At 59.5% G+C, this 12,258-nt stretch carries 11 protein-coding genes and 1 pseudogene; 7 read left to right on the forward strand and 5 right to left on the reverse strand.

Annotated elements, in window-relative coordinates:
• Positions 1 to 176 precede the first annotated feature (176 nt).
• The 4 genes and pseudogenes from traA to AGR2A_RS24840 all read left to right on the forward strand — a co-directional run bounded on the left by traA (position 177) and on the right by AGR2A_RS24840 (position 5,820).
• Positions 177 to 3,484 (forward strand): annotated as a pseudogene (traA, locus tag AGR2A_RS24825) (Ti-type conjugative transfer relaxase TraA).
• A gap of 2 nt (positions 3,485 to 3,486) precedes the next feature.
• Complete coding sequence (gene traF / locus AGR2A_RS24830) at positions 3,487 to 4,047, forward strand: conjugative transfer signal peptidase TraF (protein ID WP_107327846.1); 561 nt, start codon at positions 3,487 to 3,489, stop codon at positions 4,045 to 4,047.
• On the forward strand, positions 4,037 to 5,197 hold the full coding sequence (locus tag AGR2A_RS24835) for a conjugal transfer protein TraB (RefSeq protein WP_072492727.1): 1,161 nt from the start codon (positions 4,037 to 4,039) through the stop codon (positions 5,195 to 5,197). Before traF ends, AGR2A_RS24835 begins: the two co-directional genes overlap by 11 nt.
• Positions 5,198 to 5,211: 14 nt before the next feature.
• The gene (locus AGR2A_RS24840; RefSeq protein WP_072492728.1) at positions 5,212 to 5,820 is read left to right on the forward strand and encodes a TraH family protein; all 609 of its coding nucleotides are present in this window, start codon (positions 5,212 to 5,214) and stop codon (positions 5,818 to 5,820) included.
• 42 nt (positions 5,821 to 5,862) lie between these two features.
• Here AGR2A_RS24840 and AGR2A_RS24845 read toward each other — a convergent pair whose 3' ends face one another.
• The 3 genes from AGR2A_RS24845 to AGR2A_RS24855 all read right to left on the reverse strand — a co-directional run bounded on the left by AGR2A_RS24845 (position 5,863) and on the right by AGR2A_RS24855 (position 7,208).
• Complete coding sequence (locus AGR2A_RS24845; protein WP_072492729.1) at positions 5,863 to 6,240, reverse strand: DUF5615 family PIN-like protein; 378 nt, start codon at positions 6,238 to 6,240, stop codon at positions 5,863 to 5,865.
• A 4-nt stretch (positions 6,241 to 6,244) separates the two neighbouring features.
• The gene (locus AGR2A_RS24850; protein ID WP_072492730.1) at positions 6,245 to 6,868 is read right to left on the reverse strand and encodes a DUF433 domain-containing protein; all 624 of its coding nucleotides are present in this window, start codon (positions 6,866 to 6,868) and stop codon (positions 6,245 to 6,247) included.
• 121 nt (positions 6,869 to 6,989) lie between these two features.
• Positions 6,990 to 7,208, reverse strand: a complete 219-nt coding sequence (locus AGR2A_RS24855) for a helix-turn-helix domain-containing protein (RefSeq protein WP_072492826.1) — start codon at positions 7,206 to 7,208, stop codon at positions 6,990 to 6,992.
• Positions 7,209 to 7,348: 140 nt separating this feature from the next.
• Between AGR2A_RS24855 and AGR2A_RS24860 the strand changes: the two genes are divergently transcribed.
• A complete protein-coding gene (locus AGR2A_RS24860) occupies positions 7,349 to 7,669 on the forward strand; it encodes a transcriptional repressor TraM (RefSeq protein WP_080823492.1) in 321 nt (106 codons plus the stop codon).
• A 1-nt stretch (position 7,670) separates the two neighbouring features.
• Here the strand turns inward: AGR2A_RS24860 and AGR2A_RS24865 are convergent, their stop codons facing one another.
• The gene (locus tag AGR2A_RS24865; protein WP_234797289.1) at positions 7,671 to 8,372 is read right to left on the reverse strand and encodes an autoinducer binding domain-containing protein; all 702 of its coding nucleotides are present in this window, start codon (positions 8,370 to 8,372) and stop codon (positions 7,671 to 7,673) included.
• A 134-nt stretch (positions 8,373 to 8,506) separates the two neighbouring features.
• On the opposite strand from AGR2A_RS24865, the gene AGR2A_RS24870 reads away from it, so the two are divergent.
• The gene (locus AGR2A_RS24870) at positions 8,507 to 10,276 is read left to right on the forward strand and encodes an FAD-dependent oxidoreductase (RefSeq protein ID WP_080823493.1); all 1,770 of its coding nucleotides are present in this window, start codon (positions 8,507 to 8,509) and stop codon (positions 10,274 to 10,276) included.
• Positions 10,277 to 10,741: 465 nt separating this feature from the next.
• Here the strand turns inward: AGR2A_RS24870 and AGR2A_RS29760 are convergent, their stop codons facing one another.
• The gene (locus AGR2A_RS29760; RefSeq protein ID WP_167378248.1) at positions 10,742 to 10,879 is read right to left on the reverse strand and encodes a hypothetical protein; all 138 of its coding nucleotides are present in this window, start codon (positions 10,877 to 10,879) and stop codon (positions 10,742 to 10,744) included.
• Positions 10,880 to 10,933: 54 nt separating this feature from the next.
• Between AGR2A_RS29760 and AGR2A_RS24875 the strand changes: the two genes are divergently transcribed.
• On the forward strand, positions 10,934 to 12,130 hold the full coding sequence (locus AGR2A_RS24875) for an IS256 family transposase (RefSeq protein WP_080823494.1): 1,197 nt from the start codon (positions 10,934 to 10,936) through the stop codon (positions 12,128 to 12,130).
• The last annotated feature ends 128 nt before the right edge of the window (positions 12,131 to 12,258 follow it).

A 12,258-nucleotide genomic window follows, 5' to 3' on the forward strand; every position in this document is an offset into this window, starting at 1 on the left:
GAAATGCGAGTAGGCGCAGACTACGCTTTTGAGCATCATCCCGTCCGTTCGCAAGGACGGATCCGAAGGGCGCAATTATACGTCGCTGATGCGACGCTCTGCTTTTGCCCCCTGGCGGGGCCTCCCGCTCCTTCCGAACGCGTTGTTTTCATTCGATCGCAGGAGCTTGTCCGACAGTGGCCGTCCCGCATTTCTCAGTCAGTATCGTTGCGCGCGGTTCCGGCCGCAGCGCCGTGCTGTCGGCGGCTTACCGGCATTGCGCCAAAATGGACTACGAGCGGGAAGCCCGAACGATCGACTACACGCGCAAGCAGGGGCTACTACATGAGGAGTTTGTCATTCCCGCCGATGCACCGGAATGGCTTCGCGCGATAATTGCAGATCGGTCGGTGTCTGGGGCATCGGAAGCGTTCTGGAACCGAGTCGAGGAGTTCGAGAAGCGATCGGATGCGCAGCTCGCCAAGGACGTCACCATAGCGCTCCCGCTCGAACTCTCGGCCGAGCAGAACATCGAACTGGTCCGGGATTTCGTGGCGCGGCACATCACAGCTCGGGGCATGGTTGCCGACTGGGTTTTCCACGACGCACCGGGCAATCCGCATATCCATTTGATGACGACGTTGCGGCCGCTGATCGAGGATGGGTTCGGGTCGAAGAAGGTGGCGGTCACCAGCCCTGACGGCAATGTGTTGCGCAACGATAGCGGCAAGATCGTCTATCAGCTTTGGGCCGGCGGCCTCGATGACTTCAACGGTTTTCGGGACGGCTGGTTCGCTTGCCAGAACCGGCATCTGGCGCTTGCCGGCCTCGACACCAGGATCGATGGACGATCTTTCGAGAAGCAGGGCGTCGAGTTGACACCGACCATTCATCTCGGCGTCGGTACGAAGGCGATCGAGCGGAAGGCGGAGGGTGCAGAGGAGAAGGCTGCGCTCGAGCGGCTGGAGCTGCAGGAAGAGCGGTGTGCTGAGAACGCCCGTCGGATCCAGCGCAGGCCGGAGATTGTACTTGACCTGATCACGCGGGAGAAAAGTGTCTTCGACAGCCAAGATGTCGCGAAAATTCTGCACCGCTATATCGATGATGCAGGTCTCTTCCAAAGCTTGATGGCGCGGATCCTGCAGAGCCCGGAAACCCTCCGGCTTGATCGCGAGCGACTGGACTTCGTGACCGGGGTGCGGGCGCCGGCAAAGTACACAACTCGGGAGCTGATCAGGCTCGAAGCCGAGATGGCAAACCGGTCGATCTGGCTTTCTCAGCGATCATCGCATGGCGTACGGCATCCGGTGCTCGAGGCGACATTTGCGCGCCACGACAAGCTTTCGGACGAGCAGAAAGCCGCCATCGAACATATCGCCGGTGGAGAGCGGATCGCCGCCGTGATCGGTCGCGCGGGTGCTGGCAAGACAACGATGATGAAAGCAGCGCGCGAGGCTTGGGAGGCGGCCGGGTATCGCGTCGTCGGTGGTGACTCGCCGGCAAGGCGGCGGAGGGCCTGGAGAAGGAAGCTGGGATCGTTTCGCGCACGCTGTCGTCCTGGGAACTCCGCTGGAACCAGGGCCGCGGGCAGCTCGACGACAAGACAGTTTTCGTTCTCGACGAGGCCGGCATGGTGTCGTCGCGGCAGATGGCCTTGTTCGTCGAAGCCGCCACCAAGGCCGGCGCCAAACTTGTGCTGGTCGGCGATCCCGAGCAGCTAAAGCCGATCGAAGCGGGTGCAGCCTTCCGCGCTATCGCCGATCGCATCGGCAACGCCGAACTCGAGACGATCTATCGCCAGCGCGAACAATGGATGCGTGACGCATCTCTCGATCTTGCGCGCGGCAACGTCGGCAAGGCGGTCGCAGCCTACCAGTCGAATGGCAAGATGATCGGCTCCGAGCTGAAGGCCGATGCTGTCACAAACCTCATCGCCGACTGGAACCGCGACTACGATCCCGCCAAGTCCACATTGATTCTCGCTCACTTGCGCCGTGACGTCCGGATGCTGAACGAGATGGCGCGCGCACAGCTCATCGAGCGCGGCATCATCGCGCCGGGTTTCGTGTTCAAGACCGCCGATGGTGTCAGAAGCTTCGCAGCCGGCGATCAGATCGTGTTCCTCAAGAACGAGGGCTCGATTGGCGTCAAGAATGGTATGCTGGCCAAGGTCGTCGAGTCCTCTGCAGGCAGGCTCATCGCCGAGATTGGCGATGGGGAACATCGTCGCCAGGTTTCTGTCGAGCAGCGCTTCTACAACAATGTCGATCACGGCTACGCCACCACGGTGCACAAGAGCCAGGGTGCCACCGTCGATAGTGTCAAGGTGCTGGCCTCCCTCTCGCTCGATCGTCACCTTACCTATGTAGCGATGACCCGTCACCGGGAGGATCTCGGCGTCTATTACGGCAGCCGATCCTTCGCCAAGGCCGGCGGTCTGGTCGAGATCCTGTCGCGCAGGAATTCCAAGGAAACAACGCTCGATTATGCCGGAGGCAGCATCTACCGCCAAGCCCTTCGCTTTGCCGAAGCGCGCGGGCTTCACCTCGTCAACGTTGCCAGGACCGTCGCCCGTGACCGTCTCGAATGGACGGTGCGGCAGAAAGAGAAGCTCGTCGATCTCGCCGGCCGGCTCGCTGCCATGGGTGTCAGGCTCGGATACGCAACGTCGACGACCAGGACAGTTCCCAACGAAGCTAAGGAGGCCAGGCCCATGGTTGCCGGTATCACCACCTTCCCGAAATCGATCGATCAGGCCGTCGAGGACAAGCTCGCCGCCGATCCCGCGCTCAAGAAGCAATGGGAAGAAGTCTCGATGCGCTTCCATCATGTCTACGCGCAACCTGAAGCGGCATTCAAGGCGGCGAATGTCGATGCGATGCTGAGCGATCAGGCCACCGCGGCGAGGACGATCGCGAGAATTGCCAACGAGCCTGAATCCTTCGGCGCCCTCAAGGGCAAGACGGGTCTACTCGCCAGCCGTGGCGACAAGGTCGACCGGGACCGGGCGCTCAAAAATGTGACGCCGCTCGCCGACAGCATCAGCGATTATCTCCGCCAGCGTGGCGATGCCGAGCGGCGAAATCACGCCGAGGAGCTGGCGGTGCGCAGGCAGGTCTCGCTGGAGATCCCTGCCCTCTCGTCCAATGCGAAGAGCGTGCTGGAACGCGTCCGCGATGCCATCGACAGGAATGATCTGCCCTCGGGCCTCGAATATGCGCTTGCCGATAAGATGGTGAAGGCAGAATTAGAAGGTTTCGCCAAGGCAGTTAACGAGCGGTTCGGAGAAAGGACGTTCCTGCCACTCGCAGCGAAGGATGCCAATGGAGAGGCGTTCCAGCGCGTCACATCAGGCATGAATGCTGCCCAGAAGAGCGAGGTGCAACAGGCTTGGAATACGATGCGGACGGTCCAGCAACTCAACGCCCATGAGCGCAGTGTGACGGCACTCAAGCAGGCTGAGACACTGCGTCAGACGAAATCTGAGGGGCTTAGCCTCAAATGAAGATGCGCCATCGACATAAAGTGCTCCGGCGCATGAAGCGGCTCGTCTGGTTCTATCGGATCAGCAGCATCAGCCTGTTCACACTTGGCTTCATATTGTTGCTCGGGGGGCAAGGCTTCAGGGTCAATCTCACGCCAAGCGAACCGCTCGGGCTTTGGCGGATCGTCGAACTCGATCGTTCGATCCTGGTTGGCGATCTGGTCTTCATTTGCCCGCCGGACACCGACGCGATGGGTGAGGCGCGTGCGCGTGGATATCTGCGTTTCGGCCTCTGCCCTGGCCGGGTCGCCCCACTGATCAAGACGGTAGTGGGAACATCCGGGCAGGCGGTGGAGATAGCCGATGACGTGCGTGTCGATGGTCGGCCGCTGCCTCACTCCCGTGTTGCGAGGGTGGACGGCCAGGGGCGTGAGATGGTGCGCTACGGCGGGGGCGTCGTTCCGCCCGACGCAGTCTTCCTGCATTCCGAGTTTCCGGCGTCGTTCGACAGTCGGTACTTCGGTCCTCTGCCGATGGATGGGATCCTCGGACTGGCGCGAGAGGTCTGGACCTATGCGCCGTGAGCTTTTCCGAACGAGTGTCCTCGTCGCGCTATCGACGAGCGCTGGGTGGATCGGCTGGAGCGGTGATGTGCTTCTTTTGCCCGTGGCGGCCACCTTCCCCATGCTATGGTCCTTGGCACGGACGCGTCTGCAGGCAACGGCGATCTCTGCTGCCTACTTCCTCTCTGCATCGCGAGGACTGCCGCAGGGGGTGGCGAACTTCTATTCATCGGATATCTGGCCCGGCCTTCTCCTATGGCTGGTCGCTTCCTCCGCTTTCGTGGCGGTCCATTCGCTCCTCTGGTCTGATCGAAAGGAATGGCAAAAGCCGCTCCGTTACCTGGCTGCTTGCGTCGTAATGGCAATCCCGCCTTTCGGCATTCTGGGATGGGCGCATTCGATCACTGCCGCAGGCGTTCTGTTTCCCGGCTGGGGATGGTGGGGTCTGGGCGCGATGGCAGCCGGCCTGATCGTCATGGCAACGCGATATCGGCCGGCTGCAGCCATAGCCATGACAGGCTTCTGGCTCTGGTCCGCCGCTGAGTGGACGTCGCCGACCCTACCTGCGTCGTGGAAAGGTGTCGACCTTGAAATGGGCGCATCGCTCGGGAGTGAGGCTGGCCTCAAGCGGCAACAGGAGCTGACTGACATTGCCCGACGTCACCCGCCCGGCACGACGGTGGTACTGCCTGAGAGCGCCCTCGGTTTCTGGACGCCGACGGTTGGCCGCGTCTGGCAGCGATCTCTTACCGGAACGGGCATCACTGTCATCGCGGGAGCGGCCGTCATCGACGGCCGAGGCTACGACAATGTGCTCGTGAGCATATCGGCTGATGGAACCGATATTCTCTATCGGGAGCGGATGCCGGTCCCCGGCTCGATGTGGCAGCCATGGAGAGCCTGGGTTGGCGATCAAGGCGGCGCCCGGGCACATTTCTTCGCGAATCCCGTCGTTGACGTTGGCAACCAGAGTGTATCGCCGCTGATCTGCTACGAGCAGCTTCTCGTCTGGCCGGTTCTACAATCGGTGTTTCACCGACCTGACGCCATCGTTGCAGTCGGGAACGGCTGGTGGACCGCAGGAACATCGATCATTGCCATTCAGCAGGCGAGCAGTGAGGCGTGGGCCCGCCTGTTCGACCTGCCTCTCGTCATCTCGTTCAACATTTAGGATTTGGAACTCGCATGCTGGACGTTGCGTTAATCAAGGAATGTGCAGAGCCATCGCTGAAGCCGGCAATCGTCGAACAATTCGTGCAGGCCGTTGGCTCAGAGGATCCGCTGGCCATCACGGTGAGGCCGGGAGGCCGCCTGATCCTCGTTCCCAAACCGAAAACGCCCGAGGAAGCGATCGAGATCATTCGCCAGAACATCGGTGGTTCTGTTGTGCGGGTGGGCCTCACCCAGATCCCGGCGGGCATTGGCCTGAAGGATGCATCTGAACTGAAGGTCGATTTGGTCGAGCCCTGCGCCAATCTTCGGATGGGCACGACGATGTTTGCCAAGATCCTTCGCATCGTCGCGAAATGGTATGGCAACCCGACGAGTGAAGAGGTTTTCCCGCAGCTCTTCGACGATGCCGTCCATTCGTGGCAGACCGGAAAGTTCGAGGGCGAGAGCGTGTTCCAGGCGGAGGACCCCGGTGGCGCGGTCGTGCAAAAATCAGTGGTGGAGGTTGACGATGCTGGTGAGGATCTGGAATCCGACGCCACTCTCCAGGAGAAAGATGAGCCGTCGAAGCCTGACGATGCCGGCATCCGGATCGATCTGACGAGAATCGCTGGACAGAAATAGAGCTTGGTCCCGAGACCGGCCTGGAGCCTGTCAGGGTTTACTTCAGGTCGTCGGGAGCGAGTAGCGCGTGAGTACCGCCTCGTCATCCTCGATGCTGATCTCGATCACTTCATTGAGGAGTTCTTCGCCGCCAGCGATCTCCTGCAAGATAAGTTCGAACAGGTCTCGCTGTAGCGCTGGAACGACCTGAGGCACGATGATGATCAGACCGGCATGAACGTCTTGCCTGCCGTATAGCTTTCGAAAATCACGCGCGTTGTTCGTGACGAAGGTGTAATCCTCTGCCACGATGCGTGGCATCAGATCCCAATCCTTTTCGCCGCTCAGGCCAAGCCAGTTTACGTGGAAGCCGTCGTGGCCGTTGTCGTTAGCAACGGCCACCAGCGAGGTGTGCAAGCATTCATCTATCAGGAACTTCACGATATCAGCTGCCGGCCGGCTGGTTGGCAGCCTTCGAAAGTGAGAGCCGCTTTGACGACTTTACGGTCGCGCCAAGGTCGGAAAGCTTGCGTGGCCGACCCCTTGCCGGGTGAGCAGCAGTCCAGATCTCCGCGAGTTCAACCATCCGCATGGTGAGCGCCGGATACCCCTCGACAATCTCTTCCGTGGTCGCACCCTGAGCCTTCATCGCAGCAATCGTTCTGACCGGGACGCGGGTTTGGCTGAACACCGGTTCGCCGCCAAGGACACCCTTCACGGATTTGATCATGCGCTCCGCTTCACGAAGAGCTTCCGCACGTGCCGCAAGCTGCTCGCGGGCACGGGCTACATCGACGATCAGGTAGTCGTCCGCTCGTACGGTATCGGCGTCCGGATTCTGGTCAATCGTGTCGAAAAGCCGCTGACGGCGCTCAGCGGACAGGATCGAGCCAACCCCGTACCACAGCTTGAGACGCAGCAAGTCGTCGTCAGAGAGTGCCCTACCCTCCTCTTCGGAAAGCCGACGCGCAATAATCCGTTTGTCGATAGCGTTGTGTACCGATTTCACGGCGATTTCGCTGACGGCAGCCGCTTCCGCAGGCGTATAGGCACGCGACATCTGAGCCATAATCATTCTCCTTGCGGAGAATATATAGCGACTTCATCGCGCGTTGTGAAGTGGGACGTTCGTTCTCGGTACGGTCCGAGAGAACTCCAGCAGCTAGAGCGAATAAGACAATCTTCGAAATTCAGTCTGCTTGGTCGGGCGTGACCAGTTCGACATGGCTGACCCCGAGGGCCTGGGCGATTTCATAAAGTGTGACGATGGAGGGGTTTCGCTTCCCTCTTTCGAGTCCGCTAAGATACTGCTGGCTGAAGCCGGAGCGCGCCTCCACATCCTCCTGCGTCAGGCCCTTTTCCCGACGGAGGCGGGCAAAGTTCCGGCCGACCAGCTTACGCATATCCATGCGCTGAAAGATCAACGTTTACATACTTTAAGTTTATCAACTATAGTATGTAACTGAGATTTAAACCGATTTGCCTTCGGGGATACGTCGTTCCAAAGAAGGTTTACACCGGCAGCATATGGGCGGTAATTGGACCGATAATGTTCAAAGCAAGTGCAGACGGGCCTGTGTCTGATACCAAACTCATATTGCGCCCACTTATCGGATTGATGAGTGACCAGCCGCCCGAAGAGATAGAACGCCATGTCGTGCGCGAGATCGAGAAACATCGTCGTTTGCGCGATGACGCCGTGATGCTCGAAGCAAAGGTCGATGCCGCAGCTGACCCGGAGACGGCTCGCGAGGCAAGTCAAGCCTATATCACGGCGATGATCGCGGTCCACGCACAGCAGACGGTCGTATCGACGCTTCTTGATATCTTGGGCTACATACCGGACATGCGGAAATCAAAGGGCCACTGAGCTAGATCAGACCAAACTCCTTGGCCATAGCTGTTGCCTGCGGTAAGCTCGTCGCTCCCAGTGCCGACTTCGCGTTACGCAGGAAGAACGCGACATTGGCGTATGTGGTGTTCTCGATGATAGCGATAGCCTTCATCGATTTGCCCTCTGCAGACCAGCGTAGGCAGGTCAGTTCGTCGGACTTCATTCGAATGGGAGTGTGATGGGTCGGCTTCGCTCCCAGACCTTCAAGCCTCGAGTGCAGTTGCGCGACCGCAGAAGCGGCAAGAACCGGGTTCAGCGATTGCCCCAGGGCAAAATCAGCTTCTTCAGAAGCCAGGGTGAGCATTGCCATCCGACCAAAGCCGGTCTTGATCGGAATTGTAACCCCGGAGCGGATCCCGAACTCCCCGGCTTCTCCGTAGAAGTTCCTGCGCTCCTTGCTCATCCTGAGCGATGCTTCGTTGGACCAGGCGAATGCCTCAAGCTGATCTCGTGCGCTCCGCACGACGGGATCGATCAGAGCGTAGGATTTCTCGAAGTATCGCTGCTGCCACTCGACGTCATAGTTTGAGATCGCCGTTTGCGTCTCCGCCTGAAGATTGAGATAGGCATAGGCGCCAAATCCCGCTTCACGGCTTAACTTCTCCAGGGTCGCTTTCACCGTGGCTTCGTCATGCGCCAGGGCGACCTGTTCGGTCAAACGCTCAAACCATTGGTTCAATTCATGGCCTCCTTTGAGTGAGGGTATGAACGCAACAAGGTTGCAGTCATAAGTGGCAGTACCCTTGTCGAGGGCCCGGTCGCTCCTAAACGAAGGCGAAGCACACCCATTGCGCCTGCCTAAAGTTGAGTATTATGGGAAAGAATTTACCCGACCGCATTCACGGTCACGGCGCGGCGCTCATGTGTCAGATTTCGCATGTCGGACGCCGGGCGGACGCAACGGTCGGAGATTGGCTGCCAGCCATCGGTCCGTCGCATTCCCGCGAAGAATATCGCAGGAATTTCTCCTGTGAAATCGACAGGCACGAGATCGCCCGTGTCGTGCACGATTTCGGGCAGGCCGCAAGACGGGCGCGCGAAGGGGGGCTGGACGGTCTCGAGACGATGAGCGGCGGGCATCTCATAGGCCAGTTTCTCTCTCCTCTGGTCAACCGGCGGACCGATGAATTCGGCGGCTCTCTCGAAAACCGGATGCGCTTTCTGCGGATGGTTCATGAAGAGATACGCACGCAGGTCGGGCCGGACTTTCCCGTCGGGATCCGCTACACGATCGACGAGGATCACCCGGACGGACTTGGCTTTGACGAAGCCGTCAAGGTGGCAAACATGCTGGAGAGAGAAGGGCTGGTCGATTTCTTCAACTGCATTTTTGGCCGCTTCGATACGAAGTTCAACCTGCTGGTCTACAACATCCCGGATATGACATCTCCTTCTGCACCATGGTTGCAGAAAGCCGGTGCCTTTCGCTCCGAGACCGATTTGCCGGTTTTTCACGCGGGCAAGATTTCGGACATCGCGACGGCACGATATGCTGTGAGCGCCGGGTTGCTGGACATGGTTGGCATGACGCGGGCTCATATGGCCGACCCGCAAATCGTCAACAAGCTGAGAGCAGGCAAAGAGGATCAGATACGTCCGTGTGTCGGAGCGTCCCACTGTCTCTATCGGCCTGTCCGCTGCATCCACAATCCGGTCACCGGTCGGGAAACGTGGTTGCCGCAGGTGGTGGAGCGATCGGCCGAGGCCGGCCGGAAAGCCGTCGTGATCGGGGGCGGACCTGCCGGGCTCGAAGCGGCACGCGTTCTTGCAGAACGGGGGCATCGGGTGGTCCTGTTCGAGGCGACTGATCGTCTGGGCGGGCAGCTTGCGCTGGCGACCCGAGCGCATCTGCGGCACGACCTGAAGGGGATTGTCGACTGGCGCGAGGCCGAACTGGAGCGCCTGGGCGTAACCCTTCACCTGAACGCCTATGCCACTGTGGAAACTGTGTTGGCTGAAGCGCCGGATATCGTCATCGTTGCCGCCGGGGGCTATCCGGATCAGGGCACGTTTGACGGCAATGAACTTTGTCTCAGTGTGTGGGATGCGCTGGGCAATCCATCCGCCATGGCTGATGATATCCTTGTCTATGACGGGACGGGCCGACACCCGGCGCCTTCCGTCGCGGTTCAACTGGCGTCGGCCGGGAAATCCGTGACCTTCGCCGCACTCGATCCCGTCGTGGCCCCTGAAATGGAGGCCCACTCCCAGATCATCTGTCGCAAGAGATTCGCCGAACTGGGGGTACAGACCTTGCTGGAATACGAGATCGTTTGCGTGTCTCCGAACGGCGACCGGTATGACGTGTCGCTAACACATTTGTTGACCGGACAAGGTCTGGTTCTGGCCTGTTCTCAGGTCGTTGTGGAAAACGGAACTTACCCGGTAACGGATGTGTTCGATGAGCTTCGTCCGCTTTCTGCCAATGATGGCAGGACCGAATTGTCTTCGTTAACCGGCCCAGCCCCGCTTCGCCCGCGACGCGACGACGGGTTCGAGCTGCACCGGATCGGCGATGCCGTAACCAGCCGGTCGGTTCACGCGGCGATGTTCGATGCGGTCCGTCTGTGCATTCAGTTCTGACCTGCCGATCACCCTTGTCGCCCGGGCAACCAGACGCATGACAAATCGATAGCTGACATCGCCCGTCAGCATCCGCGCGAAAGCGTTTTCGATATCGTCCGGTTCGATGATCCCGATGTTTGACGCGATATCCCTCTCGGCGCAGTTTTGACTGGCTACCAAGAGCATCGGCAAACCATCGCGCCTTACGCGGATTGAGGATAGAAACCGCTAAGCTGCGGCTGAGCATGAAAAAATCGAAAGCCCTGTACGAGTTACCGGTCAGTTCGTAGATGATGCGCTCGACGGCCCCCATCCATTCGAGGGTAGCGGCACCCCCCTTGTCGTAGTCGGCGTGCTGCCAGTTCCCATCCTGTTGCCGATGCAGCTCGATATGGTTTTTCGATATATCTGCACCGATGATAATATTAGTCATCTTTTCCCTATCCCATGCTTGTCCTCCGGGCCAAAAGCTCGGGTATCCGTTCAGAACGATTGGAAAAGCTGGATGTGATTACCCACCAGCTCACCCCCGAAACGACCTCGCTTTTCACGATCCATTCCCCATTTGGGAAAAGAATGGATCGTGTCCCAGCGCGTGGTGTAGCTGGATTTCATAGCCATCGGTGATTTCCGGTAGGGTCGGGTTGCTTAGATCCAACCTGAAGGACACCACCGATGACCGACGATATGATGAACCTGCGCTCACTCGTTGAGAAGAGTGCCGACGCCGATTTGCTCCGGGATATGATCGGCTTTGCTGCCGAGAAGTTGATGGCACTGGAAGTCGGGGCGAAGACTGGCGCGGGATATGGCGAGAAGAACGGCTTTCGACTTGCCCAGCGCAACGGCTACCGCGATCGAGACTGGGAGACACGAGCAGGGACCGTCGAGCTGCGCATTCCCAAGCTTCGCACAGGCAGCTACTTCCCGAGTTTCCTGGAGCCGCGCCGGATGGCGGAGAAGGCTCTGACGGCGGTCATTCAGGAGGCTTACATCCAAGGCGTTTCGACCCGATCCGTAGATGATCTCGTCAAGGCCATGGGCATGAGCGGCATCTCCAAGAGCCAGGTATCGCGGCTCTGCGAGGAGATCGACGAGAAGGTGAAGGCCTTCCTCGACCGTCCTATCGAGGGCGAGTGGCCATACCTCTGGATCGATGCCACCTATCTGAAGGTTCGTCGCGGCGGACGCATCGTCTCTGTCGCTGTCATCATCGCTGTCGGCGTCAACACCGACGGTCGACGCGAGGTGCTCGGCATGGAGATCGGCACTTCAGAAGCAGAAGCGATCTGGACTGAGTTCCTGCGCAAGCTGACCAGGCGAGGCCTGCGCGGCGTGAAGCTTGCTGTCTCCGATGCGCATGAGGGCATCAAGGCAGCGGTGTCGAAGGTGCTGTCCGCCACATGGCAGAGGTGCCGGGTCCACTTTATGCGCAATGCGCTTGCCCATGCCGGGAAGAGCGGACGGCGTGTCGTCTCTGCCTTCATCGCCACGGCGTTTGCCCAGGATACTCCGGAGGCTGCAAGCACCCAATGGCGTAATGTCGCCGACCAGATCAGGCCGAAAGTGCCGAAACTCGCTACCCTGATGGATAGTGCCGAGCAGGATGTGCTCGCCTACATGACCTTTCCCAAGCAGCACTGGGCAAAGCTTCATTCAACAAACCCGATCGAACGTCTCAACGGCGAGATCAAGCGGCGCACCGAAGTCGTCGGTATCTTTCCGAACGACGACGCCATCATCAGGCTCGTCGGCGCTTTGCTCCTCGAGCAAAACGACGAGTGGGCTGTTCAGCGATCCCGCTACATGACACTTGAGACCATCGCCACAATGAGCGATGATCCGCTCATCAGCCTGCCAGCCGCAAGCTGACACTCATCCGCCCCTCTGGGATGAGCCGTGGTCGTCTAAGCTACACCACTCCCCGGGACACGATCAAAGAATGACCGCCCTCTTGGACGCTCCTTTATCTCACGAAGAAGCAGTGATAGGCATAAGGT

Origin of the sequence: Agrobacterium genomosp. 2 str. CFBP 5494, from assembly GCF_900013495.1 — a bacterium.
Classification (GTDB): Bacteria; Pseudomonadota; Alphaproteobacteria; order Rhizobiales; family Rhizobiaceae; genus Agrobacterium; species Agrobacterium pusense.